We start from the raw sequence: 23,420 nt of genomic DNA, 5'->3' as shown, positions 1-23,420 counted from the left end.
CCAGGCCGACCGACGCCAGAGCGGGCCGCACCCAACACAGCGGATCGGGTAACAGCCGCACCGAAAAGCGCCAATCCGTCTTGACGGGGCCGAGCGAATGCTCGGTAATCGGCAAGTGTGGACGTTGAGAAACTGTGTCAGCCAACCATTCTGGACCGCCGACTAACGCGCGCTCCGCGGCACGAGCGTGCACTGCACGACCGGGCGGCGCAACCATCGGACTTGTAGCTCTCCAGCTGTGAGCACACCAGGGGCGGGATCGGTTGCCGCAGATGGCCGGAAGAAGCGTTGGGCACAGTTCAGAGGGGTCGCCGCCGTTGTCGTCATCGGCCTGTACATCGTTGCCCTGACCAGGTTGGCTGTCAGTGCGGACTGGGGCGACTTGACGGCAACTCATCTGTTCGGCCTGACTGGTGTCGTTGCTGGCCTGCTCGGCTTGTTTCAGTCGGGCAGGAAATGGGCGTGGCAGTTGGTCCGCGGAAACGACGGTCGAAGCGTAGAAGAGTTGTCGCGCTGCTCGTGGCCGCCTTGGCCCCGGCAGGCATCATCACGTCGATGATCCGCACGGGCACGGTTTTACCGACCCCGCGGGACAGCTGTTGATGCAAACGGCCGCGATTGGCACACTGCTGATCTTCATTACCGATAAGCCCTCGCGAGATCGGTCGTAGCCCGCTCGTCACCTTCATCCGAACGCCCCGAAATCGGCAATTGCGCGCATTGAGAAGCGCTGCCAGCCAACCGATGTGGACGAATGACCAACACGCGCTCAGTGGCATAGAGCGGATGTTCTGTGCCGCAGTGTTTCTCGCCGGTCGATCGCGCGACATGCGGCTAGTACGTTCGCTGCGTCGCTCGCAGCATTTTGGAGTGGAGTTTTGCCGGAATCTGGTTGCTGACCCACAGCGCACTCGACACACTTCTCGCGTGAGTGAAGAGATTTCGGTGGATGACCTGATCGTTGCCGCGAAGGTGCTCCAGGCCATCAGAGCCGAAGTGGGCTGCAGTATCCACGAAGCCATCGATGAGTTCGAGCTGCGCTACAACCGGCTGCGAGCGGAACGCCCGGCCGATTTCACGCTGCCGCACGGCGAATACGGCCGCAACGTCTACACCTGAGCGCAATGGCTACTGCACCGACATGCGGTGTGGGCGAGAGTCGCGGGCCGACAACTGATCCGCGGCGACCTCGTAGATGATCTCGAGGCCGTCCTCGTCGTCCCATTGCTCTCCGACCTCGACGAAGCCGTACTGCGATACCAACTGATACGAGGCCAGGTTGTCGGGGCTGATGGTGACACGAACCGTTCGCACCTGGGGTTCGCGAGCAGCCCGGTGCAACATCCGCTCCAGCGCTGCGCGCGCATAGCCGCGTCGTCGGTACGCAGGCTGGACGGCATACCCGATCTCGACCATCCCCGATGCATCGGGAAGCCCGTGGAAGCCTGCCCTGCCCACAGCAAGTCGCTTCTGTTCGTCCCAGATGACACCTGTGACCCATCCTGCGCTGGCCGGTTCCTGCTCTACTTGCGCGCCACGCATCAACCACAGTCGTCGCCACTCGGGGCCCGCGAAATGAGCCGTCAGCGGGACCGGGCTCGCCGCGTTTGCTGCCACGAGGTCGCCTGCGGCGAGCGCCTCAAATGTTCGGCGGTTCAAGTGCACTACACGCACATTCGGTAAAGATCCACATCTATCCGCGGTGACCTGACCATGAGACATGCGGCAAACCTCCCACACGCCCCTCGGCCCCCGCATCCGAATATCCCGCCGTCGGCAAATCCAGACGTTCGTGACCGGCTGGCTCGTCCCTGACGACGAGCCAGCCGAACACACTCAATTCGGCAGATCCAGATGTTCCAGAAGCGTTGGTAGCCGACCGGTTCGAGGCCGGCCACCAACCACTCAGAACGCGCGGGTCGCGGCATTTCAGTGCCTTCGGGCGCTCCCGGAGGTCGGTCCGGCGTGCTCGGTGCCGGGGCCACCTCGCCGCGCGGCAAGAACGGTCGTCAGTGGTATCAAGTCCGGTGATCTGCTGACCCTGGCGGATCAGCTCGGCGAGCCGCTCGAATGTCAACGGAGCCACGGGAATTCCGCGCTGAGGACAGTGGATCGATCAGGCGTTCCAGATGATCGAATGGTTGTCGGTGGGGTCTGCCACTATGACCCATATGGCGACAATTGATCCCCTGGCCCCATTTCAGTGGCTCAATGCATTCGAGAACCAAGCAGACCCGCTGGGCGAGATCTTCAGCGTCGGCTTCTTCCGAAACCTGGCCCCGTCGCAGGTGGTGCGCCGTTTCAGCAAAGGCGACGACTCCGGCCAGGAGTCGGACTTCGAAGAGCTCAACGACAGGATGGTCGAGTTCCTCGGCAAGACTGGCGGCGGGCACGGCGGCGGTCACGTGGGTGTGTTTCGGGCCGGTGTATGGAGTGTGGCCATCGAACCGGTCGGGTGGTGGATGACTGACCGCGAGACGCTGCCGGAACTATCGCGCGACTGTGAGGTCCTGGCGATCACCGTACACGGCTACGCCGAGCACAGCCTCGAGTACGCGATCGACGGGACGATCGTGACCGGCCACCGACTGGAGTACCCGCATGACCGTTGGGGTTGCGACCCCGACCGGCTCAACGACTACATGCGCGAGCTGGGCATGGAGGTGGAGTTGGGCATGACCGACAATGACCATATTTATGACCCTGATGAAGACGAGAGCGACTCCGACTACAGCACCTGCGTGCCGCGAGCCTTCGCCCTGGCGGCGAAGGTCACCGGAGTGTCGTTCACGGCAGACATGCTGGACCAGCCCCTGATCATCGGACCTATCGCCTACCGATGGTCGCCTTCCGGCCACACCACCGCTTGACCCGGTGCGCGTGCTGGTACGACCGGCGAAGTCGTAGAACGCATTTCGGCCCGCTCGACATCCACCTCGAGGACCATCGGGTGAGCGCGCTATGCGGCTAGTCATCGCGCGCTCGGGACCGCACGATAGTCGGATGCCGGATGCTCGGATTCATACCGCGCGGGTTAGCGAGACAATCAGAAGCCGCAGGTTAGCCTCATGTCCGCAGATACATTGCGGCGCTGTGGTTCTGAACACCGGACCGACACGGCGGGGGTAGTGTTCGAGCCACAGTCTCGCTGGCTCGATCAAGGGGAATCATGGAAGTTCACGACATCACGCCCGACACGATTCCAGCTGAGATCGGCCAGTCCGCGGCCGTGATCAAGGTCCGGGAAGTGCCCGCCGCCGTCGAGGCTCGCCGAGCCCTGCTCGAGGCGATCGCCCAGGAAGCACGCGCCGCGGTCGACAAGGAGCCGGGAAACGCATCGGCCGCTCTGCTCGAACTCACCCAAGCCTATGCGCTACTGGCTTCCGCGTCGGTGCCGGTAGGAACCGACGGCGGCAGCGCTGAGTTGGCACTCCAAGGCAGGTCTGGCGGTCAAAAAGTTGGCCTGTGTCTAGAGCTGGAGCCCTAATACAGTTCAGCGCGGTGTCGCGGCCCCCACCGACAGAAGCGCGTATCGCTCGGATGCGCGCTTCTCGGCGGTAGCGCGCGTTGAGATGCGCTGCCTGTCAACGCTTCTGGATATTTGACCAACGCACGCCAGCGGCTGGCTACAGGTCGTCGCGGTGCACGTAGGGTCATCGCAAGACAGATCTTGCCGCGTCAGAACGTGTCCTGCCCGACCGGGGCGTGTCGGATCACGATCTCGTTGCCGTCGCTGGTACGCACCGCGACCGCGTGCAGCCCCGGTTCGCCGGGCACGAACCGCAGCGGCAAGCAGTCGAAAGTCTCCGTTCCGATGTGCCTGCGGAGCTGCTCCCGGTCACCGGCGACTTCCAACCAGGCCACCCCGGCCGCGATTCGATCACCGACAACGTCGCGGCGGGCGGGGTTCTTGTTTGGATCATCCCGGTAGTACCAGTTCGGCAGGCCCTGCTGCCGGGCTCGCCATGCTGCCTGCCCGGCAGGCGTGCTGGTGATCACTCGTTGTGTGCCGTCCGGGTCTGTCCGTCCTGGGACCACCTGGACCTCGCTGCCCAGTCGCGACGCGACCTGATCGAGGTCATCGAGGGTGTCCGCGCGCAGGCACCAGAACATCCAATGGTCCGCGCCGTCGCTGGTCGCTCGCCGGAACCACGACGACGCGGGGTCGTCAGTTGCCCCGGTAGCGCTCTCCACCTCCAGGTAGACGTCGGCGCCCAACGGGAATATCCAGTTGCGCACCCCACCACCGGGGAACACCCCGCCTTCATAGTTGCCGAACCCGGTCTGCTCAGCCAGCCTGCGTACGCCGTCGTCGAGATCGCTTACTCCGAGCGCAAAGTGGTCCAGATGAAACACAGCTACAAGTCCCTCCAACTCGAGTGAGTGCGTCGCCGCACTATCACGTTACCCGGCAATGGGTTTCGCCCAGCCGAAGCTCGCGATCAGCGACATTGCCGCTCAGTCGACCTAACCGAAGTCAGTACGGACGGCCGCGATGCAGCACGTCCTACGCCGATGTGTGCGCGTTTGGCTCGATACTTCCCGAGATCCGTTGCTGGACAACCGATCAGGGGGAACTGATGCAACTGGCCTCTCGGCCGATGCCAGCGCCAGTTCCTCTTGATCATCAGACCAACAGCGATACCGCGGCCCGGCGAGCGTGACTGCCCGTGCATCGGCTTGATCCGCACGCCCTTCGGCAAGCTCGTCGTGCCCGTAAGGCTGGTCCGCGACGCCCTTGCTGATCCAGGCGTTCGAAAGTGTCGGCGTTGGTCAACGCGGCGTGCGCCCAGGGTAATTCGATCAACTGTGGCGGCGCGTCGGGCCGCGGCGACTTGACCGCTCGGTCGTTGATGACATGCCAAAGCGTCTCCAGCTTGCCATGTCGGAGCAGGCCGGTGAACGAGGCGATCGAATCGCCGGTGGCCGAACTGCGAACAAAGGCGAAGTTGATGCAGTTGCCGAGATGGAGACCGGTGACTGGGACCTGGACACCGGCGAAGGAACTGTCACCTAATGCCGTCTCGAACGTACCGGTGATCGCGCCGCCACTGTCGTCGGTGACGACGAGGGTGCTGCCGTACTGGTTGCGCCACTTACCGATCCAGCTGTGCTGGGTGCCCGAGTTGGTCATGGTCGTGACAATGGGTCCGGGTTCGATGGCATTCCGACGTGACCGCGGCTCCAACTGGCCTCAGGCCCGGCATCAACGAATCCAACTCGGCCATCACGTGATTCAACACACGCGTCAGACCCGTGCGTGTCGGGTGACTCGGCAGCTACCGCGCGGCTGGGGGCAGGAGCCGGCCGCTGAGGACGGGACGCTCATTGAGGTCATCCAGAGGTAGCCCGACGCCGAGGTTCTCTGCGAGCCGGTAGAACATTCCGCGGGATCCCAAGGGGCCGTCTTCGTCTTCTTCGGGTCGGGCGCCGAGGGCCTGCATCTCGGTGTCGAACCGGTGCGGGTCACTGCCGGTCCGTTTGAAGGGGCCGGTGGTGCGGAGTCCGGTGATGAGGCGGCCGTCCTCGGCGTACCGGAACACCACTCCTGGTTTCTCGCTGGCGTTCAGCACCAATGCTGCGGTTCCGATCGAGGCGCGCAGCACCAGTCCCCGGTCTTCGAAGCTTTTCCAACTAGTGTGCTCCCACGCCCAGGCCCAGCTTCGGTAATGCCCTGCGCTGACCACATATCCGTTGGATGCGTAGAGATGGTCGCCCAGCTCGTAGTGGAAGTCATCGGGCCCGCGCACCGCCACGGTGTTCTGGTCGACGCCCATCCGCTCCAATAGCTCCCGGGCGTTGATCTGACGCGCGAAGGTGAGGTTGAGTAGCGGCAGGTCCCTGCCGTACATCCACCCGAGGTCACCGGTCGTGGCGTTCACGACGCCTCCGGCTCGTTGATTGCGATCACGGTCATCAGCTGAAGCAGTCACAGCGGCTGACACTGCCATGAGCCACCGACATCCATGTCGATCAGCTGTCCGGTGGTGGACCAAGGGGCCATGCACGGGCAGCAGCAGGGTGTCGACGGCGACGTCCGGGACGGTGAGGGCGTCGCCGGGATGGAACGGGGCGTCCTCGATCAAGAACCCGATGTTGCCGACACGGGGGAGGTCGGGGTGGATGACAGGGGGCGTCCCATGAAACTCGGGTATCGCAGTTAAAAGGTTAGGAGACAACAATTTCGATTGTGAACAAGCCGAGTCGCCAGCTGCTCACGCAGCTGCGAGATGAGCACCTGCAAGCCCCGTTTCCGCCACCTGCACGCGGCGTGGACATCGCGGGTGTGGATCTGGTGATGGTGGATGCGGGCGTGGCGGGTTGCGTCCACACGGCCCTGTCGCGGGCGCTCGATGATGATGGTCGTCGAAGCCTGGTCCGATGCATCGGGTGGTTGGACACGATCCTGCCGAACCTCGAAGACGATTACGAGGTGGAGTATTTCGGGCGGGTGCGCGACTTGGCCATGGCGTTGGCCGCATACGAAGAGATCGAGATCGACACCGGACTACCACTGACTAGCGCGCGACATGCGGCGTGCGCGGATGCCTGGTCAATAGGACGTTCGTTCCGTACCGACTTTTGAGTTCGCAGGCACTCCGACGATGTCCGGTGAGATATCGGTGGGAAGCGGTTCGTGGAGGTCGGCGCGTAGGCCGTCGAGGGAGATGCGCAGCAGTCGGCGCCACATGTGCGGGCGGCACTCGTCGGTGATCTGGACGGCGTGGCCGAGCGAGACCAGTAGGAGCAGTAGGTCGTCGGCGGTCACTCCCGGGCGGAGCAGATCCGTGGCGCGGACGCATAGCTCCTCGATGACCAGGCGAAGCTGCCCAAGGCCCTCCGGGTCGGGAACCGGCACAGCCAACGCGAAGTGCTCCATGATCGCGCGGTGGTGTGCGTAACCGGTCAGGGCCTGCTGGTAGAAGTCGATCAGTGCCGCCCAGGGATCCTCGGCGCCGGCCGCCGCCGTGCGCGCGGATTCCGCCCACTCCGTGAAGTCCTTGCGCAGCACCGTCTGGACCAGATCTTCCTTCGTCGGGAAGTGTCGGTAGAGGGTGCCCATGCCCACCTCGCTGCGGCGGGCGATTTCGCGTACATCCACCGCGGTGCCTTGCTCGGCCAGCACTGCGGATGCGGCCTCGACGATGGCTTCACGGTTGCGGATCGCGTCCGCTCGGGGCGCGCGCCGCCGACTGGTGCTTTCCGATCCGGTTGCCGTCATGCGACCAGCCTATCTCCTTATGCGGAGCACATGCTCCGCTCTGTGTTAGCTTTGAGGAGCAAGTGCTCCGGATAGTGAATGAGGATGCCATGTCTGATCCGTCCACGGCCGCCGCCTACGAGGCCGAGGTTCCCGACATCAACAGCTGGAACGCCCGAATCATCGCCGAGGTCCGGGCGAACGCCGGATATGCGGCGTGGAGTAGCGAGGCCGATTTCGCTGCGGGCCGCCCGGTCCCGCCCCGGTTCCCCGGCTTCGATGGTCCGGGCATGCCGCTGATCTTGGTGCATCACATCGGGGCCAAGACCGGGCGTGCACGGATCAGCCCGCTGTTCTATCTACCGATCGGCGAGAACTGGGCTGTCTTCGCCACTCACGGTGGCAGTCCGCACCATCCGGCTTGGTATCGCAACCTTGTGGCGAATCCCCAGGTCACAGTCGAGACGGGGATGGAAACAGTGGCGGCCGTGGCCCGGCTCGCGCAAGGCGAGGAGCGCGCACGGATCTGGGCGGAAGAGATAGCGCTCGTCCCGAAGTTCGCTGAGTTCGAGGCGGTTGCGGGCAGACAGATTCCGGTCGTCGTGCTCGAGCGGGTCCATGGGAACGAGATGTGCACATAAACGTAACCGGCAACCGCTCCTGGTCTCGGTCGATGCCCGCTCATCGGCTACTCCGGACGTTCTAAAAGCGCTTGGTGGCCGACCGTTCGAGGCCGGCACCAACCGCTCGGAACGCTGTCTGCGGCATTTCGGCGCGTTCGCTAGCACGCTCCGGGGCGACTCGAACCGCAGCGAAAGACGGGTGCGCGGGTATTGAACGCTGCGGCAGCACAATGATCGTGTGGATCCCGAGCCCAATCACCGGTCTCAGTCTCGAGTAATCACCGATGCCCACCGCCGCCTCAGAGATCAATTCGCTGCGGTGGAGTCTCCCCGGTGGGCCGACCAGGCTCTTTCCGCGTGTCTGAGGCAACTCATGATCAGTACTGTCACAGAAGCCTCGCGCATCGCTGTCGAGGATGCCTGGGTCGAGGACGTGTGGACCTTCGTAGTCGTCTATCGATCCCCGTATTTCGATGGCCTGCTCGGGTTACGGCGCTCAACCTACGATCCCCGTGACGACACATTCGCGAGCATGTACTCACCGCAGTTGACCGCAGCGCCGGATTCGAAACGGTACGGCCGCGACGTCGCGGACTTCGACATCGGCGAACCGCTGGGAACCGTCGTGGTCAACCTCCGAGCAGACGACCACGGCATTCACTGGTGGGGAAGCCCTCCAGCACCACCCACAAGGTGAAATACCGACTGCCGCGCATCGACCAGACGACTGAGATACGGGCGGTCCAACCGTCTCGCTGAGCTGTGCCTGGGGCCCCGGTTACGAACGACCGGGTCGGGTGCCAATACCGGACGTTCCGACGGGCCCGGCTAGACAGATTAGTGGTTTTGGGCTCTCCGTGGGGACTGCATCGGTGGTGGTGCAGGGTGTGCGGGCCAGTAGGTGGCTTCCGTGGTGGACGGTGATGGCGTGATCGTCGAGGTGACCGAAACGATTGCGCGGGCGTGATTTCGGGCAGATTTGGATGCGTTGGCGGACGAACATGATGCCGCCGCTGCTGGAGACGATGCGTTCGGCGGTGACCGGTCCTATGGCGGGTGGTGTGGGTAGTGGTCCGGCGGGTCTGGGGCTCCACGCCGCGCCGCGCGGTTGGTCAGGGTGCCTAACAGTGTTCAGTCTGTGAGGTCGAGAACGGCCAGGGCATCGCCGTCGAATCGGTGGGTGACACGGCGTCCTGCGAGACCGTTGCCGATCTGGATGGGCCACTTGTTGGCTCCGAACAGGGTTGGTTCCAGACGGACCTATCTACGGCGCTGGGCGTAACGAATACCTACCGGCAGTACCCGCCGACAAGGCGGGCCACCGAAAAACGACGATCGGACGGAGATCTAATGCGTGCAGGCCCAGCTCGAATCACGTTCCTCGCGGTGACCTTGATCGCGTCGGCTGCAGGCGTAGTCGCACTCGCTCCCGCAACCTACGCCGCAGAAAAATGGAAATATACCTGCGACGCTTGGGTTGCCACCGGCAATGAATACACCGGAAAAGAGAAATGTGTCGCGGAGAATGGCGCACCCAAAACCGGCGAGATCAAGAAAGAATTCGACCTCTATGTCACGGGAACTGGACTCATCGCGTCCTGCCGCAGCGGTAAAGCCTCCCTTCCCGGCAAGATTGTAGGAAAGAGTTGCGAAGGGCCGGGTGACGAAATCTAGTCACCGCCGTAACCAGCTCCACTGCCTGCTCCTCGGCGCGTCGGCGGCCAACTAGTAGGCAAGGACGCCGCCGGTAGAGCGGGCAGTGGACAACCAACAGAGGTGAGCATGCGGCAGTTTCACGGCCTGCAACCCGTATGGGCGCACTCCTACTGACCGAACGCTGAAAAGTCCAATCGGGGCGGCCGGGTAACCCTCATTCGACAGCTATAGACAAAGCGCTCAAAGCGCAGCGCGGCGACACACTTTGACTTCGCATGTACACAAACACCGAGCGAGCCCCTGCGGAGTTGGTGTCGACCCATCAATGTTGCTCGCGGAGCCGAATACTCCTCGGCTTGATCACGGTCGGCCGAACGCGCGCACATCGGCGAGATGGCGTTGAGAAGCTTTGCCGGTCAACGATTCTGACCACTGCCAACGTGCAGTATGCGGCATCGCAGGACGCTCGGGTCGTTCCAATCGGGCCCCTTGCGCCGGGAGGCGCTACCGATCATCCGGCCCAGTTATCGACCTGGATGATCTCTGACGAGAAACGATCGTGACCTGTGCGACGTCCCTGCGGGCTCGGGTAGTAAGAATGGGTACGTGTCGGAAGAGGTCCAGGTCGGCGCGCCTCGTGCGCGTAACCGGTGGGGGGAGGGGGAGCGGCTGCGCGGGGAGATCCTCGCCGCGGCCAGCCGGTTGCTGTCCGAGCTCGACGGGGAGGACGGGCTGACCATCCGTGGCGTCGCCCGCGCGGCCGGTATCGCGCCGTCGAGCATCTACCAGCATTTCACCGATCGCGGCGCGCTGGTCGCGGGCCTGGCCGAGTATGAGTTCGCCCGGCTGCGTGCCGCGATGGAGGCGGCCGAGGGGCGCGTGGACGCCGGTGACGTGGTGGGCCGGGTGCGGGCGATGATCCACGCCTCCTGCCGGTTCGCGGTGGACAACCCAGGGCACTACCGGCTGATGACGGCCACCGGGCCGCCCCGGACCGCGCCCGATGTCCGGCCCGCCGGTTCGCTGATCGACGTGGTCGACCTGCTCGTCGCCGGGTTCGAGCGTTGCGCCGCAGCGGGTTTCGCGCTCCGGGTGCCCGCGGAACGAGCCGCGGTGATCGCGTTCGTCGGCGCGCACGGCCGCGTCGCCCTCTTCCCGAACTCCGCCGGGTACGCCGACGCGGACTCGGTGCTGTCGTTCGTCGACGAGTTCGTCTCGCTCGTCTTCGCCTGAACACGGCGTCTCCGCAGGGGGTGGACAAGTCTCACCAAGATTCCTAACATTTGTTCGGTAAGTATCTGAACAAGTGTTCGGTGACTTCTGTAGGAGGTCCGCGATGTCGGAGATTAAGTCCAGCGCACCCCAGTACCCGATGGCCCGAGGCCGCTGCCCGTTCGACCCACCGCCCGAGCTCGGTCGCAGGCTCCGCGAGGAGCCGGTGTCCAAGGTGCGGATCTGGGACGGCGGCGAGCCGTGGCTGTTCACGCGCTACGAGGACGTCCGCACGCTGCTGGCCGATCCGCGCGTCAGCGCCGACTCGGCCAGGGGCGGGTATCCGACGCAGTCGCCGGGGACCAAAGCCCGTCCCCGCCAAGCGAAATCGTTCATCACCATGGACAACCCGGAACATTCCGCGCAGCGCCGACTGCTTTGCGCCGACTTCACGGCCCGGCGGATGGAACAGCTGCGGCCGCGGATCCAGCAGATCGTCGACGACCTGATCGACGACCTGCTCGCCGGTCCGAAGCCGGCCGATCTGGTGCAGGCGTTCGCGCTTCCGGTGCCCTCGCTGGTGATCTGCGAGCTGCTCGGCGTTCCCTATGCCGACCGGGCCTTCTTCCATCAGGCGAGCACCGTGACGGCCTCGATCGAAGTGACCGCGGCGGAATCGTCCGCGGCCATCGAGCAACTGCTCGACTACCTCAGCGGGCTGGTGCAAGCCAAGCTCGCAGACCCTGGCGACGACGTGTTGAGCCGGCTCGCGGTGGAACAGGTCGCCACCGGAGCGATGACGGTTCAGGAAGCCGCGTCGATGGGACGACTCCTGCTGGTGGCCGGGCACGAGACGACGGCAGGCATGATCGCGCTGGGCACCGCCGCGCTACTGGAGCACCCGGACCAGCTCGCCGCTGTGCGCGACGGTGACGACGCGCTCGTGGCGAACGCGGTCGAGGAGCTGCTGCGCTACCTCAGCATCGTCCACAGTGGACGCAGGCGCATCGCCCTGGCGGATCTGCAGGTCGGCGGGCAGCTGATCCGCAAAGGCGACCCGCTGATCGCCGCGGACGACGTAGCGAACCGCGATCCGGCGCAGTTCCCCGAGCCGGACCGGCTCGACGTGACCCGTAAGGCGCGCCACCACATCGCATTCGGCTACGGCGCGCACCATTGTCTCGGCCATGCGCTCGCGCGGATCGAACTGCAGGTGGTCTACCGCACGCTCTACCGGCGGATCCCGACACTGCGGCTCGCGCTTGGGCTGGACGAGGTGGAGTTCAAGCACGACTCGATCATCTACGGGGTGCACGAACTGCCCGTGACATGGTGAATCCGGAAGAGAAGCAGAGCCGACACATGATCATCGACGTACACGCCCATTACCTGCCCACGTCATATCGGCCCATGTTGCAGAGGTTGACCGCGATATCGTCGACCGTGCCCGCAGCAAACTCGACATTAGCGGCACATCGGATGTTGGCTGCAATGTCCGATGAACCCGGGATGATCGATCAACGTATCGACATGATGGATGATGCCGGAGTCGAACGGCAGATTCTCTCTCCTGGCAGCTTGGCACCTTACGCGACAGAGTCTCAGTTGGCAGTCGAGGCGGCGCATATGCTCAACGACAGTTACTGCGAGCTGACCAGTTCACATCCCAACCGATTCTCCTCCTTCGTTTCTCTGCCCCTACCGCATATCGATGCGTCACTCGAGGAAATGCGGCGTGGGCTGGACGAGCTGGGCATGGTCGGCGTGGCGATCAGCTGTTCAGTGTTCAACCGCTCCACAGCCGAAGTGGAATTCGAGCCGCTATATGCGGAGATGAACGCTCGCGGAACCACCCTTTTCTTCCATCCGAGCCAAAACGGCATCTGTTCACCGTTCATCAATGACTACGGCTTCACGACGGCGGCCGGGGCGTCCTTGGAGGACACCGTTATCGTCCTGCATTTGATCAAACGAAACATCCCGGCCCGCTTTCCGAACATCAAGATCATCATTCCGCATCTGGGCGGCCTGATCCCGATGCAACTGGCAAGACTCGACGGTCAAGCCAACACGCCAGACCTGCTCAGTCCACCGAGCGAGATGGCTCGCAGCCTCTACTACGACACCGTCGGATGGGGTTCACAAGCCGCTCTGCGATGTGCCTGCGAAGCCTTCGGCGCCGACCAGCTCGTCCCGGGAAGCGACTTCTCTGCCCTCCTGGCGGTCGAGTCCTACCGGCGCACGTTCGAGTACATCAAGGAATCCCGACTGTTCGACCAGGAAATCGAGAAGATCCTCTACCGCAACGCCTCGGCTCTATTCGACTTCGACAAGGCACTACCGCAGCGAGTGTCCTCGAACGAGGCGAGTAACTCGTCCAGCTGCTGCGCGACCTCGTCCGATGGTCATCGGACCCGAAAGTAAGCCGGCGTCGTGAATCACGAACGCGGTCCTGTCACTCCGCCCAGACCTCATCGGCTTGCATGCCCTTTTGCCCCTGAACGGCAACGAAGGTCACCTTCTGTCCCTCCTTCAGGGACTTGAAGCCGTTCCCCTGGATCGCCTTGAAGTGCACGAAGAGGTCATCCCCGCCACCTTCGGGGGTGATGAAGCCGAACCCCTTTTCGTCGTTGAACCACTTCACGGTCCCGCTCTGCCGGTCGGCCATGGCTATACCCGCTTCATGTGAGGTAGTCGAGCCGTGACGGTCAGGATGCCCGTCACGGCATTGATCATCCCTTGCTCGGCGTTCACGGGGAGGGTTTCCGAGCCGTTGCGTCACCTGGACATTGGCGGCTCCGCCGTGGGCGGCTCATTGGACTTTGGAAGCGCCGCTTGGCTGTTCAATCGGCGGTCAGCGGCTTTTCGTGTCCGGCCGGTCTTGTTCCGTCCGGATCCCGACCTCCTGTTGTCAGATTCTTGTTCCGGGCTCTTGCACTCTCCTATCGCGAGTGCTAGAACTTATCTATGCCAGATGGCACAGGTTATCTGGTCCGACGATGAGAGAATGGAGTGTGTTGGAGGTGGCGACCATGCTGATGCGTACCGATCCGTTCCGTGATCTGGACCGTCTCACGCAGCAGGTGTTCGGCACAGCGGCTCGACCCGCGGTGATGCCGATGGACGCCTGGCGTGACGGCGATGAATTCCTGGTGGAGTTCGACCTGCCGGGGATCGACCCGCAATCGCTGGATCTGGACATCGAACGCAATGTCGTGACCGTGAAAGCGGCACGCCCGGAGCTGGATTCGGGGCGGTCGATGATCGCTGCGGAACGCTCCCGCGGGGTATTCAGCCGCCAGCTGTTCCTGGGCGAGGGCCTCGATACCGACCACATTCGCGCCGACTACACCGACGGTGTTCTGCGCCTGGCGATTCCGGTCGCGGAGAAGGCCAAGCCACGCAAGATCGAAATCGAACACAGCAACGGCAAGCACCAGGCTATCAACGCCTGACCCCGGCTGCAGCTGAATCCCCTTCAGTAGAAGCGAGGTGATGCCTGTATCCGACTCAGTGGAATGAAATGCGCTGGCGGCGATGCCGATACGCCCGGCACCACCGCGCGGTCGAGAAACCCGAAATAACCGCGCACCGCAACCCTGTGGCACAACCGGGGTATATCGCCGCCAACGCGGAATTCCCGCACCCGCACCGTTTGGTGCTCGGTCGAGCAAATCGAGTCTCCTTGTCCCGACAGGACCAACCGGTGCGTGGTTTTTCGCTCGGACACCGCGGTGCTGCACCGGCTGGCCGGGCCGAGCACCCGAACCGCCGCCCTCACCGTGGTGTGCGTGCCTTACGCCCGCGGATCCGCGGCGTCCTATCAAGCACTGGCCGCGGAGCTCGCCATCCGATACCGGGCTCGCGGTCGAGCCGCCGGGTCGTCTGACCTCGGAACAATTACTGCTGTCAGCCGAAATCCTGACGTCTTCTTTACGTCCTCCTCTGGCACCATTCAAATACCGGGAGATTTCCTTGGAGTGATTGCAGGGCAGGAGATTACGTGGGGGAAGGCGCGCCGAGGGTATGCGCGGAGCCCGGGTGTGGCGGAACAATACGCGACGGCTTCTGCGACGAATGCGGCCTTGCCCCTGCCGATCCCGCGCCGCCGGCAGCGTCGGTCCGCACGATGGCGGGTCCGATGTTGTCCGCGCGGGCCGGCAGGCGTGGTTCGAGTAGGTCGTCGTCCCGGTCGACCAGGTCGGCGCGATCGAGCCGAGGCGGGTTGGGCGCCGGTCTGGTCACCGTGGCGCCGGTGCCTTACCGCGATCCGGCCTCGGCGATCATGGCGGAGCCGAAAGTGGCTGAGCAGCACCGCTTCTGCGGTACTTGCGACCAGCCGGTCGGGCGCGCGAACGGCGGACGCCCCGGCCGGGTCGAGGGATTCTGCAAACACTGCGGCACGGCGTACTCGTTCGAGCCGAAGCTCGTCGCCGGTGCCGTGGTGGCCGGGCAGTACGAGGTGCTCGGCTGTCTGGCGCACGGCGGCCTCGGCTGGATCTATCTGGCCCGCGACCGCAACGTCAACGACCGGTGGGTGGTGCTCAAGGGGCTGCTCGACACCGGCGACGCGGATGCGATGGCCGCGGCGGCGGCCGAACGTCAATTCCTCGCCTCGGTCGAACACCCGAACATCGTCAAGATCTACAACTTCGTCGAACACCCCGACCCGAAAACTGGCAAGCCGGTCGGCTACATCGTGATGGAGTACATCGGCGGGAACTCCCTGAAGGAACTGCGCTCGCGCCTCGCCGCCGACGGCCGTCTGGAGCCGCTGCCTCTCGCACAGGGCCTGGCTTACATCCTCGAGATCTTGCCCGCGCTCGGCTATCTGCACGAGCAGGGGCTGCTGTATTGCGATTTCAAGCCGGACAACGTGATCCAGAGCGAGGAGCAGCTGAAACTGATCGACCTCGGCGCGGTCCGCAGGCGCGATGATCAGGACAGCGCCGGTTACAAGACTGACGGCTACTGTGCTCCCGAACTCGAATCCGACGGCGCCTCCATTGAATCCGATCTCTTCACCGTCGGACGCACGCTGGCCGTACTCACCGTCAATTTCGATTTCCGAGGTCGATTCCGGTACACCTTGCCCGAGGCGGCGGATGTGCCACTGTTCGCCTCGAATCCTTCCTTCTACCGGCTGATTACCCGCGCGACCGCGGCGGATCCGAATGTGCGGTTCGGCTCGGCCGCGGAGCTGGCCGAACAGGTGACCGGAGTGCTGCGCGAGGTGGTCGCCGCGCAGGACGGCGCCCCCAAACCGGCGCCATCCACCGTATTCGGCGCCGAGCGTGCGGTTTTCGGCGTCGAGATCGACGGCTGGCCCGCTGCGCTGCGCCCGCGCGCGGTGGCATCGGCGCTGCCGGTGCCGCTGGTCGATATGCAGGATCCGGCGGCCCGCTATCTGGCGACGGTGACCACGTCGGATCCGCGGCAGCTGGAGGCGGCATCGGCGGCTGTGCCCGGCTCGGTGGAGTTGATGTTGGCGCTGATCCGGGCCAGGCTCGAGGTCGGCGAATTCGACACGGCGCGTGCGGAATTGGACGCGCTCGAGCAGGCCGACGACGCGGACTGGCGGATCACCTGGTACCGCGGTCTCGCCGCGCTGGCCGCGGGTGACGCTCAGGCCGCGCACCATGAGTTCGAGATCAGCTACAGCACGCTGCCCGGCGAACCCGCGGCGAAACTAGCGCTGGCGGCAGCGCGGGAGTGCGGTGCCGAATACGCGGCCGCGGCCGCACTGTACGAAGCGGTGTGGCGCACCGATCACGGCTATGTGAGCGCGGCCTTCGGTGCGGCCCGTACCCGGTTGGCGTTGCAGGACATCGCCGGTGCGGTGGCGGTGGCCGAATCCGTCCCGGCCACTTCGAGTTTCCACCGCACCGCGCAGTTGGTCGCGATTCGATGTCGCGTCGCCGGGGGAGCCGACGAGCGATACCTGGTCGAAGCGGGTGCGCTCGTGGCAGCACTGGACCTCGACGCCGAGCAGCGGGCGTTGACGAGTATCCATGTCCTCGATGCCGCCCGGCGCATGCTGGCGCAGTCCCCGGCGATGTTCAACGGGGCGACGGTGCTCGGGTGCACGCTCGACGAGCGATCGGTGCGCGGCGGGCTCGAACGGCAATACCGGACCTTGGCTCGGCTGGCGCGCGACAAGGCCGAGCGTCGCGCACTGATCAACCGCGCGAACGCGATTCGGCCGGTCACGTGGGTGTAGCGATGGCGGATGAGGAGACAGGGCGATGACCGTGACCATGGCGCGCGCCGACCTCGGGCGGGCCGCACGCTTGCGGTCGGTGCTGCCCGATCGATCGGACGTGCCGAGGTGGATCTGCGTGGTCGCTGTGCTGGCTGCCGCCGGGACGGTCTGGGCCTTCCTGATGCTCGCCGCGGCGGCAGGGACGGTCCGGACCGGATTCGACACCATCGGCACGCGCACCGCGCCGCAGGTCGCGGCCACCGAGGACCTGTACTTCGCCCTCGCGGATATGGACGCACAGTTGGCGAATATCGTGCTGGCGGGCGGTGATCCGGCCTTGACCAAGACCCGCGACGACGCCCTGGCCGAGTACGAGAAGCGCCGCCTGCAGGCCGATGCGGATCTGCAACAGGCGACCATGGTGGCCGGTGCCGACGAGTCGGCCCAGGCCACCATTCGCGACATCCTCGATCGGCTCGGACGTTACGAGGCATCGGCAGCGGAGACGATGCTGCGCGTCGACCTGGCCCGCGATGCGGCGGGCATGCCGTCGTCCGAGGTGCTCGCCTCGTACCGGGCGGCCACCGATCTGATGGGACCCACGCTGGAGTCCGCCCACCAGCTCACCATTACCAATGGCGCGGCGCTCGAAAGCTCCTATCAGGACACCGAATACGCTGCCGAGAGCGCCAGGATCTGGCTCATGGTCCATGCCGTCGTGGTGCTCGGCGCACTGATAGCGCTGCAGGTCCTGCTCCGCGTGAAGACGCACCGGCGGCTGAATCCGGCGCTGATCGTCGCGACTGCCCTTGCGGGTGGACTCATCGTCGGCGGCTTCGCCGCGATGGGCGTGGCATCCGACGACCTGCGTGTCGCGAAAAAGGATGCCTTCGACTCGCTGCTTGCGCTGCGTCAGGCGCGCGCGGTGAGTTACGACGCCAACGCCGACGAGAGCCGCTACCTGGTCGACCCGGTCCGCGCCGCGCGCTACGAGCAAGCCTTCCTGGACAAATCGAATGCGTTGGCCGACGTGCACGCCGATCGAACCAGCGCCTACCCGGATGCACTCGATGCCGCGCTGCGCGCCTACCGCACGAACAACACCGACAAAGGAATCGGCGGATTCTTCGGCACCGAGCTGCACAACATCACCTTCACGGGTGAAGGCGCGGCCGCCACCCAGACCATCACGGCCTTCCAGCAATACCAGCAGGACGACCGAGTCATCCGACGGCTCGCCCAGACCGACCGTCGTGCCGCGATCACGATGACCACCGGAACCTCGAACGAGGATTTCCGCCATTACGACGACGCGTTGTCCGCGGTCATCGACATCAATCAGCGTGCCTTCGATTCGGAGATCTCCGCGGGCCGCAACGCGACCGGTGGCTGGAACGGCGTATTGCCCTACGGCGGTGCGCTCATCGTCGTAGTACTGATCGGCGCCGGGGTCGCCCCCCGATTGGCAGAGTATCGGTGAAGCGGCACAAGAGGATTCGAGTGAGCCAGGCTATCGGTGTCGCCGGTCGGTGACGTGATCGTTCTGTTCGTAGAGTGCAGTCCAGATGGTGAGGTTCGACAGAGATTCGACGGCGCGCAGTCCGCGCTCGGTGAGCCAGAAGCGCACGGTCGGCGACGGCGGCTGGTCCCAGCTGCCGCGCCGGTCCGCCGCGACAAGTCCGTGCGCGGCGATCACCCGTAACGCGCGCGCCAGCGCTCGGCGGCGGCCCGCGATGGTGGACATCAGCTCGGCTGTGCGGCGGGGACCATGCGACAGGGCATCGAGAATTTCGACGACATGGCGGTGGTTCACCAGCACGCGAAGGGTCTCTAGTTCATCGGATCGATCGGTCATCAGGGCCGCTGTCTGTAGGCGCTAGAAATGCGGTCCGAACGCTAGCGGGGGATTCGCCGATTTCGACTTTCCTTGACAGGATTTTTTCGGGCCTGCCATGTCGTATTTACGAAATCTCTACGGTACGGGTGCGGCCGAATGCCGCGAGTGCGCCATAGGCTGATACATCGTGGTTTCACCGATCGACGTGGCAAAACGCCTTCTGCTCGGACGCCCGTTTCGGAGTGATCGGCTCGGTGAGACGTTGCTGCCGAAGCGGTTGGCGCTGCCTATTTTCGCCAGCGATCCGTTGTCCTCGGTGGCGTACGCGACGCAGGAGATTCTGCTCATCCTGACCCTTGGTGGGCTCGCCTACCTCCATCTGGCGCCCTGGGTCGCCGGTGGTGTCGTCGTTCTGCTCGCCGTCGTCGCGCTTTCTTACCGGCAGGTGGTGCAGGCGTATCCCTCCGGTGGCGGTTCCTATGAGGTGGTCTCGGAGAATCTCGGACCGATCCCCGGGCTTGTCGTTGCGGCGGCATTGCTGGTCGACTATGTGATGACCGTTGCGGTGTCGGTTGCGGCCGGTGTGGACAACATCATTTCCGCCGCGCCCGGGCTGAATCCGTATCGGGTCGCGGTCAACATCGTGTTCATCGCATTCTTGACGGCGATGAACCTGCGCGGCGTGCGTGAGTCGGGGCGGGCATTCGCTATCCCGACGTACGGGTTCATCGTCGGGGTCATGTTGATGGTCCTGGTCGGCCTCGGCGAGGTGCTCATCGGAAATCCGCCGGTCGCCGAGAGCGCGCACTACGATATCCGCCCCGAGCAGGTCGGCCTCAGCGGCGCCGCGCTCGCGTTTCTGGTCCTGCGCGCGTTCTCATCCGGCTGTACGGCGTTGACCGGAGCGGAGGCGATCTCCAACGGTGTGCCTGCCTTCCGGAAACCCAAGGCGCTCAACGCGGCTCGCACGATGACGGCGATGGGTGTGATCGCGATCGTGATGTTTGTCGGCGTGACCGTGCTCGCCATGGTTTCCCACACCCGCGTCACCGAGAACACCTGCGATTTGGTCGGCTTCCCCGGTGACTGCCACACCGACCCGCAGCGCACGGTGATCGCCCAGATCGCCGCCGCCGTCTTCGGCGGGCACAACGTGCTCTTCTACTACCTCATGGTGACGACCGCGCTGATTCTGATCCTCGCGGCCAACACCGCCTACAACGGGTTCCCGCTGCTGAATTCCATACTGGCCCAACACCGGTACATGCCACGCCAGCTGCACACGCGCGGCGACCGACTCGCTTTCTCCAACGGCATCATTCTGCTCGCCGTCGCCGCGGGTGTGCTCATCTACGCTTTCGACGGCTCGGTGACCCGGCTGATCCAGCTCTACATCGTCGGCGTCTTCACCTCGTTCACGCTCTGCCAGGCGGGCATGGTCAGGCACTGGAATCGCGAATTGGCCACCGCGACAACTCCTGCCGATCGACTGCGTATCCATCGCGCTAGAGCGATCAACGCGTTCGGGTCCTGCTTCACCGGCGTCGTGCTGGTCGTGGTGATGATCACCAAATTCAGCCACGGGGCCTACTTGGTCGTGTTCGCGATGCCGGTGCTCGTCGCTCTGATGTATCTCATCCACCGCCACTACACGGCCGTCCGCGCCGAACTCGAGATCGATGCGGACGACGAGGAGACTTTGCCGAGCCGAGTGCACGGCATCGTGCTGGTGTCGGGCTGGACGAAGGCGTCGCAGCGAGCCGTGCAGTTCGCCCGCGCCACCCGCCCGGACAACCTCACGGTGATCACGGTCAACGTCGACGACGCCGATACCCGTCTGTTACAACAGAATTGGGACGGCCATGAGGTATCCATCCCGCTCAAAGTGATCGAATCCCCTTACCGTGAAATCACCCGTCCGGTCGTGGACTACATCAAACGCCTCCGCCGTGACCACCCCCGCGACGTCGTCAGCGTCTACATCCCCGAATACGTCGTCGGGCACTGGTGGGAGAACCTGTTGCACAACCAGAGTTCACTGCGGCTGAAGACGCGGCTGCTGTTCGAACCGGGCGTCATGGTGACCAGCGTGCCCTTCCAGTTGCGCTCCTCGAGGAACCGCGACATGTCGCGCGAAGATCATCGTCCTGGCGAAATGCGAAGAGGCATAACAGGTTCACCCGCCAATCGGCAGTAGCGGGAACCGTCCTCAGCGCCCCCCAGCATGATGATTGACACTTCACTGACAAATCGGCTGAAAGAATCCCGTCAAAGTAGTCGGGCGAGTGGTCAACACGTCGTAAAGATCGAGATCAGCGCTCGATCGGGAGGTAGAAACGTCACGACCGGCCAGGCGGAGAACTTCAGCGCGACCGGCTCTTCATCCATCAGGGAGAGGATCGCTATGTCGGTTGTCACGGTTTCCGTCCTCGGCGGGTTCGTCTGCTGCGCTTTGCTGATCAGGGCAGTTGGCGCGCGGACCGACCGGCACGACGACGGTTCGTGGCAAGACGATTTCGCCACGCGGCAAGACGATCCCCGTGCTCGGCGAGAGTGAATCGAAAAGTCCGACATGACAATTGAAGCGATTGACATCGACCAGGCGCCACCAGACGGCGACGACCGGGTATACGTGTCGCCGCCGATCGCAGGGCGCGAAATGACGAACAAGACATCGGAAACACCAGTGACCAAGGTGCTGGTGGTCGACGACGATCCGCAGCTGGTGCGGGCGCTGCGTATCAATCTGACCGTGCGCGGGTACCACGCGTTCACCGCGGCCACCGGCGCCGAAGCCCTCCGCATCGCCACCGACAAGAAACTCGGCGCGGTGATCCTCGACATCGGGCTACCCGACATGTCCGGCATCGACGTACTGGCCCGGCTGCGCGGCTGGACCTCGGTACCGGTGATCATGTTGTCCGCGCGCACCGACTCGGCGGACCAGGTGGCGGCCCTGGACGCCGGCGCCGACGACTACGTCACCAAACCCTTCGGCATGGACGAACTATTGGCCAGATTGCGCGCCGCGGTCCGGCGTAGCTCGGTGGGCGCGGGTGACGCGGTGGTGGTGACCCCGGCCTTCACGGTGGATCTGGCCGCGAAGATGGTCACCAAAGGCGGTGAGACAGTGCGCCTTACGCCGACCGAGTGGGCCATGCTGGAGATGCTGGTGCGCAACCGCGGCAAACTCGTCGGCCGTCAAGACCTGCTCCGGGAGGTCTGGGGCCCGTCCCATGAGTCCGAAACCCATTACCTGCGTATATATCTGGCGCAACTACGGCGCAAGCTGGAAGAGGATCCATCGCGTCCGAAGCACCTGTTGACCGAGCCGGGTATGGGATACCGGTTCCTGACGTAGTCTGCCGGTCGGTGTCAGGGGCGTGACAGGTTGGTGTCAGGGCAGGCGCGGATGCTGAGCGCGTGTCTAAGTCCGCGACCATTGCACGCCGAGCACCTCGTGTGCTGGGTGGCCTTGTGTCACCGCTATTCAGTGATACTATCTACTGGTAGTAAGCAACACTGAGTAGCAACAGGAGGTGATCCGTGGGCAAGCAGATAACGGAGATGCTCAAAGGCACGCTGGAAGGCATCGTCCTGGCGATCCTGGCCGGCCGGTCCGCGTATGGCTACGAGATCACGGCGTGGCTGCGCGAGCAGGGCTTCGCTGATATCGCCGAGGGCACCATCTACGCCCTGCTCGTCAGGATCGAGAAAAAGAACCTGGTCGACGTGGAGAAGATTCCGTCGGAGAAGGGCCCGCCGCGCAAGGTGTATTCGCTCAATGCGCAGGGGCGTGAGTATCTCGACGAGTTCTGGAGCACCTGGCGATTCCTCACGGAACGACTCGAACAACTTCATGAAGGAGGCAAGTGACCATGTTCATCGAAAAGGTGATCGGCGACCTCGGTGAGAAGCGGCGCTGGTGGCAATACAAGGCGCGCGCGAAACAGCTCCCCGCGCCGTATCGTACGGCCGTCGACGCTTTCGAACGGTACGTGAATTACTTCGGATCCGGGGGCGGCGTCTCGCTGTTCGAGGACCTGCTCGATCTTTTCGAGCAGAGTGCGGCGGACGGCACTCCGATCCGCGAGGTCGTCGGGCCGGACCCGGTGGAGTTCATCGAGGCGTTCGCCCGGAACTATCAGGAAGAGTCGTGGATGAATCGCGAGCAGCAACGGCTGATCGGCGCCATCGAGCGCGCCGCCGGAGAGAAAAGTTAGCGCCGATGATAACGCAGCACGCGTCGGTGCGGAAGCTCGAGAAGTACTGCGGGACAACGTATAACGCGCGAGACGGGTTCACGATCGACCGGGCGGCGGCCTTCGCCGGCGTCACGGTGGCCATGCTGCGGCACTATCACCGGCACGGGCTGGTCGACGAACCGGGCTATGACAACTCCGGCGTTCGCCGGTACCGACCTGCCGAGCTACTGCGGCTGGTGCAAGTCCGCACGCTGGCCGGGGCGGGCGTGCCGCTGGCCGAAATAGGGGATCTGCTCGACTACCTCTCGCACGTCGAGCGCGTCCTCGCCGACGCTCGATAGGTCCCTGACCTGTGGCTGAGCCTCGCAATCTGGCGAGCCGGCCGTGCGGGAGATCCCCGCGCAAGACCGAACTCGTAAACCCGCAATAGCCCACGCAACTTCCACTTGTGTGTACGTATATCCATACTTATAGTACCTACGTA

Annotated in this window: 27 protein-coding genes; 19 read left to right on the top strand and 8 right to left on the bottom strand. The window is 64.3% G+C overall.

What is annotated here, in order from left to right; all coding sequences use genetic code 11:
* Positions 1–927: 927 nt before the first annotated feature.
* A complete protein-coding gene (locus tag ABZ942_RS15740; RefSeq protein ID WP_357382382.1) occupies positions 928–1,119 on the top strand; it encodes a hypothetical protein in 192 nt (63 codons plus the stop codon).
* A 9-nt stretch (positions 1,120–1,128) separates the two neighbouring features.
* Here the strand turns inward: ABZ942_RS15740 and ABZ942_RS15735 are convergent, their stop codons facing one another.
* Entirely contained in the window at positions 1,129–1,617 is a 489-nt protein-coding gene (locus ABZ942_RS15735; RefSeq protein ID WP_357382380.1) for a GNAT family N-acetyltransferase, read from the bottom strand.
* Positions 1,618–2,129: 512 nt separating this feature from the next.
* Between ABZ942_RS15735 and ABZ942_RS15730 the strand changes: the two genes are divergently transcribed.
* Both ABZ942_RS15730 and ABZ942_RS15725 read left to right on the top strand, forming a co-directional pair.
* The gene (locus ABZ942_RS15730) at positions 2,130–2,870 is read left to right on the top strand and encodes a DUF6461 domain-containing protein (RefSeq protein WP_357382378.1); all 741 of its coding nucleotides are present in this window, start codon (positions 2,130–2,132) and stop codon (positions 2,868–2,870) included.
* Between the two features lie 299 nt (positions 2,871–3,169).
* Complete coding sequence (locus ABZ942_RS15725; RefSeq protein ID WP_357382376.1) at positions 3,170–3,487, top strand: hypothetical protein; 318 nt, start codon at positions 3,170–3,172, stop codon at positions 3,485–3,487.
* A 191-nt stretch (positions 3,488–3,678) separates the two neighbouring features.
* Here the strand turns inward: ABZ942_RS15725 and ABZ942_RS15720 are convergent, their stop codons facing one another.
* The 3 genes from ABZ942_RS15720 to ABZ942_RS15710 all read right to left on the bottom strand — a co-directional run bounded on the left by ABZ942_RS15720 (position 3,679) and on the right by ABZ942_RS15710 (position 5,882).
* The gene (locus tag ABZ942_RS15720; RefSeq protein ID WP_357382374.1) at positions 3,679–4,356 is read right to left on the bottom strand and encodes a VOC family protein; all 678 of its coding nucleotides are present in this window, start codon (positions 4,354–4,356) and stop codon (positions 3,679–3,681) included.
* A gap of 271 nt (positions 4,357–4,627) precedes the next feature.
* Positions 4,628–5,134, bottom strand: a complete 507-nt coding sequence (locus tag ABZ942_RS15715; protein ID WP_357382373.1) for an avidin/streptavidin family protein — start codon at positions 5,132–5,134, stop codon at positions 4,628–4,630.
* Positions 5,135–5,279: 145 nt separating this feature from the next.
* A complete protein-coding gene (locus ABZ942_RS15710; RefSeq protein ID WP_357382371.1) occupies positions 5,280–5,882 on the bottom strand; it encodes a DUF6461 domain-containing protein in 603 nt (200 codons plus the stop codon).
* Between the two features lie 84 nt (positions 5,883–5,966).
* On the opposite strand from ABZ942_RS15710, the gene ABZ942_RS15705 reads away from it, so the two are divergent.
* Positions 5,967–6,164: a hypothetical protein gene (locus tag ABZ942_RS15705; RefSeq protein ID WP_357382369.1), complete on the top strand. Its 198-nt coding sequence runs from the start codon at positions 5,967–5,969 to the stop codon at positions 6,162–6,164.
* A 26-nt stretch (positions 6,165–6,190) separates the two neighbouring features.
* Positions 6,191–6,586, top strand: a complete 396-nt coding sequence (locus ABZ942_RS15700) for a hypothetical protein (protein WP_357382367.1) — start codon at positions 6,191–6,193, stop codon at positions 6,584–6,586.
* Here ABZ942_RS15700 and ABZ942_RS15695 read toward each other — a convergent pair.
* Positions 6,554–7,222 (bottom strand): TetR/AcrR family transcriptional regulator, encoded by a 669-nt coding sequence (locus ABZ942_RS15695; protein ID WP_357382365.1) that lies wholly within the window; start codon positions 7,220–7,222, stop codon positions 6,554–6,556. The two genes, ABZ942_RS15700 and ABZ942_RS15695, sit on opposite strands and share 33 nt — an antisense overlap.
* An 89-nt stretch (positions 7,223–7,311) precedes the next feature.
* Between ABZ942_RS15695 and ABZ942_RS15690 the strand changes: the two genes are divergently transcribed.
* The 6 genes from ABZ942_RS15690 to ABZ942_RS15665 all read left to right on the top strand — a co-directional run bounded on the left by ABZ942_RS15690 (position 7,312) and on the right by ABZ942_RS15665 (position 13,116).
* Positions 7,312–7,842, top strand: a complete 531-nt coding sequence (locus tag ABZ942_RS15690) for a nitroreductase/quinone reductase family protein (RefSeq protein ID WP_357382363.1) — start codon at positions 7,312–7,314, stop codon at positions 7,840–7,842.
* A 220-nt stretch (positions 7,843–8,062) separates the two neighbouring features.
* Positions 8,063–8,521, top strand: coding sequence for a hypothetical protein (locus tag ABZ942_RS15685; protein WP_357382361.1), 459 nt, complete (start codon positions 8,063–8,065; stop codon positions 8,519–8,521).
* Positions 8,522–9,210: 689 nt separating this feature from the next.
* Positions 9,211–9,498 (top strand): hypothetical protein, encoded by a 288-nt coding sequence (locus ABZ942_RS15680; protein WP_357382359.1) that lies wholly within the window; start codon positions 9,211–9,213, stop codon positions 9,496–9,498.
* A 588-nt stretch (positions 9,499–10,086) separates the two neighbouring features.
* Entirely contained in the window at positions 10,087–10,713 is a 627-nt protein-coding gene (locus ABZ942_RS15675; protein WP_357382357.1) for a TetR/AcrR family transcriptional regulator, read from the top strand.
* 103 nt (positions 10,714–10,816) lie between these two features.
* Positions 10,817–12,028, top strand: coding sequence for a cytochrome P450 (locus ABZ942_RS15670; protein WP_357382355.1), 1,212 nt, complete (start codon positions 10,817–10,819; stop codon positions 12,026–12,028).
* A 26-nt stretch (positions 12,029–12,054) separates the two neighbouring features.
* Positions 12,055–13,116, top strand: a complete 1,062-nt coding sequence (locus ABZ942_RS15665) for an amidohydrolase family protein (RefSeq protein WP_357382353.1) — start codon at positions 12,055–12,057, stop codon at positions 13,114–13,116.
* A gap of 31 nt (positions 13,117–13,147) precedes the next feature.
* Here the strand turns inward: ABZ942_RS15665 and ABZ942_RS15660 are convergent, their stop codons facing one another.
* On the bottom strand, positions 13,148–13,360 hold the full coding sequence (locus tag ABZ942_RS15660; RefSeq protein ID WP_357382352.1) for a cold-shock protein: 213 nt from the start codon (positions 13,358–13,360) through the stop codon (positions 13,148–13,150).
* A 364-nt stretch (positions 13,361–13,724) separates the two neighbouring features.
* Between ABZ942_RS15660 and ABZ942_RS15655 the strand changes: the two genes are divergently transcribed.
* The 3 genes from ABZ942_RS15655 (at position 13,725) to ABZ942_RS15645 (ending at position 18,374) form a co-directional block, all read left to right on the top strand.
* A complete protein-coding gene (locus ABZ942_RS15655; RefSeq protein WP_357383183.1) occupies positions 13,725–14,147 on the top strand; it encodes an HSP20 family small heat-shock protein in 423 nt (140 codons plus the stop codon).
* A gap of 548 nt (positions 14,148–14,695) precedes the next feature.
* Entirely contained in the window at positions 14,696–16,912 is a 2,217-nt protein-coding gene (locus tag ABZ942_RS15650) for a tetratricopeptide repeat protein (RefSeq protein WP_357382350.1), read from the top strand.
* Positions 16,913–16,937: 25 nt separating this feature from the next.
* Positions 16,938–18,374 (top strand): hypothetical protein, encoded by a 1,437-nt coding sequence (locus ABZ942_RS15645; RefSeq protein ID WP_357382348.1) that lies wholly within the window; start codon positions 16,938–16,940, stop codon positions 18,372–18,374.
* 30 nt (positions 18,375–18,404) lie between these two features.
* Here the strand turns inward: ABZ942_RS15645 and ABZ942_RS15640 are convergent, their stop codons facing one another.
* Positions 18,405–18,749, bottom strand: a complete 345-nt coding sequence (locus ABZ942_RS15640) for a winged helix-turn-helix transcriptional regulator (protein ID WP_357382346.1) — start codon at positions 18,747–18,749, stop codon at positions 18,405–18,407.
* A gap of 169 nt (positions 18,750–18,918) precedes the next feature.
* On the opposite strand from ABZ942_RS15640, the gene ABZ942_RS15635 reads away from it, so the two are divergent.
* The gene (locus ABZ942_RS15635; RefSeq protein WP_357382345.1) at positions 18,919–20,928 is read left to right on the top strand and encodes an APC family permease; all 2,010 of its coding nucleotides are present in this window, start codon (positions 18,919–18,921) and stop codon (positions 20,926–20,928) included.
* Between the two features lie 92 nt (positions 20,929–21,020).
* Here the strand turns inward: ABZ942_RS15635 and ABZ942_RS15630 are convergent, their stop codons facing one another.
* Entirely contained in the window at positions 21,021–21,149 is a 129-nt protein-coding gene (locus tag ABZ942_RS15630) for a hypothetical protein (protein ID WP_357382343.1), read from the bottom strand.
* Between the two features lie 268 nt (positions 21,150–21,417).
* Between ABZ942_RS15630 and ABZ942_RS15625 the strand changes: the two genes are divergently transcribed.
* The 4 genes from ABZ942_RS15625 (at position 21,418) to ABZ942_RS15610 (ending at position 23,277) form a co-directional block, all read left to right on the top strand.
* The gene (locus ABZ942_RS15625) at positions 21,418–22,092 is read left to right on the top strand and encodes a response regulator (RefSeq protein WP_357383181.1); all 675 of its coding nucleotides are present in this window, start codon (positions 21,418–21,420) and stop codon (positions 22,090–22,092) included.
* Between the two features lie 185 nt (positions 22,093–22,277).
* Positions 22,278–22,607, top strand: a complete 330-nt coding sequence (locus tag ABZ942_RS15620; RefSeq protein ID WP_357382341.1) for a PadR family transcriptional regulator — start codon at positions 22,278–22,280, stop codon at positions 22,605–22,607.
* A 2-nt stretch (positions 22,608–22,609) separates the two neighbouring features.
* Positions 22,610–22,954 carry a DUF1048 domain-containing protein gene (locus ABZ942_RS15615; protein WP_357383179.1) on the top strand — a complete coding sequence of 115 codons (345 nt, stop codon included), beginning with the start codon at positions 22,610–22,612 and terminating at the stop codon, positions 22,952–22,954.
* A gap of 5 nt (positions 22,955–22,959) precedes the next feature.
* Positions 22,960–23,277, top strand: a complete 318-nt coding sequence (locus tag ABZ942_RS15610) for a MerR family transcriptional regulator (RefSeq protein ID WP_357382339.1) — start codon at positions 22,960–22,962, stop codon at positions 23,275–23,277.
* Positions 23,278–23,420 lie beyond the last annotated feature (143 nt).

The organism is Nocardia sp. NPDC046473, assembly GCF_040645995.1.
Classification (GTDB): domain Bacteria; phylum Actinomycetota; class Actinomycetes; order Mycobacteriales; family Mycobacteriaceae; genus Nocardia.
This window is presented reverse-complemented; position numbering and strand designations above follow the sequence as displayed.

Coding starts and splice junctions, on each gene's coding strand:
- ABZ942_RS15730 (WP_357382378.1), top strand. CDS start 2,130: ATGATCGAATGGTTGTCGGTGGGGTCTGCCACTATGACCCATATGGCG.
- ABZ942_RS15725 (WP_357382376.1), top strand. CDS start 3,170: ATGGAAGTTCACGACATCACGCCCGACACGATTCCAGCTGAGATCGGC.
- ABZ942_RS15715 (WP_357382373.1), bottom strand. CDS start 5,134: ATGACCAACTCGGGCACCCAGCACAGCTGGATCGGTAAGTGGCGCAAC.
- ABZ942_RS15705 (WP_357382369.1), top strand. CDS start 5,967: ATGTCGATCAGCTGTCCGGTGGTGGACCAAGGGGCCATGCACGGGCAG.
- ABZ942_RS15695 (WP_357382365.1), bottom strand. CDS start 7,222: ATGACGGCAACCGGATCGGAAAGCACCAGTCGGCGGCGCGCGCCCCGA.
- ABZ942_RS15690 (WP_357382363.1), top strand. CDS start 7,312: ATGTCTGATCCGTCCACGGCCGCCGCCTACGAGGCCGAGGTTCCCGAC.
- ABZ942_RS15670 (WP_357382355.1), top strand. CDS start 10,817: ATGTCGGAGATTAAGTCCAGCGCACCCCAGTACCCGATGGCCCGAGGC.
- ABZ942_RS15665 (WP_357382353.1), top strand. CDS start 12,055: ATGATCATCGACGTACACGCCCATTACCTGCCCACGTCATATCGGCCC.
- ABZ942_RS15660 (WP_357382352.1), bottom strand. CDS start 13,360: ATGGCCGACCGGCAGAGCGGGACCGTGAAGTGGTTCAACGACGAAAAG.
- ABZ942_RS15655 (WP_357383183.1), top strand. CDS start 13,725: ATGCTGATGCGTACCGATCCGTTCCGTGATCTGGACCGTCTCACGCAG.
- ABZ942_RS15645 (WP_357382348.1), top strand. CDS start 16,938: ATGACCGTGACCATGGCGCGCGCCGACCTCGGGCGGGCCGCACGCTTG.
- ABZ942_RS15640 (WP_357382346.1), bottom strand. CDS start 18,749: ATGACCGATCGATCCGATGAACTAGAGACCCTTCGCGTGCTGGTGAAC.
- ABZ942_RS15615 (WP_357383179.1), top strand. CDS start 22,610: ATGTTCATCGAAAAGGTGATCGGCGACCTCGGTGAGAAGCGGCGCTGG.
- ABZ942_RS15610 (WP_357382339.1), top strand. CDS start 22,960: ATGATAACGCAGCACGCGTCGGTGCGGAAGCTCGAGAAGTACTGCGGG.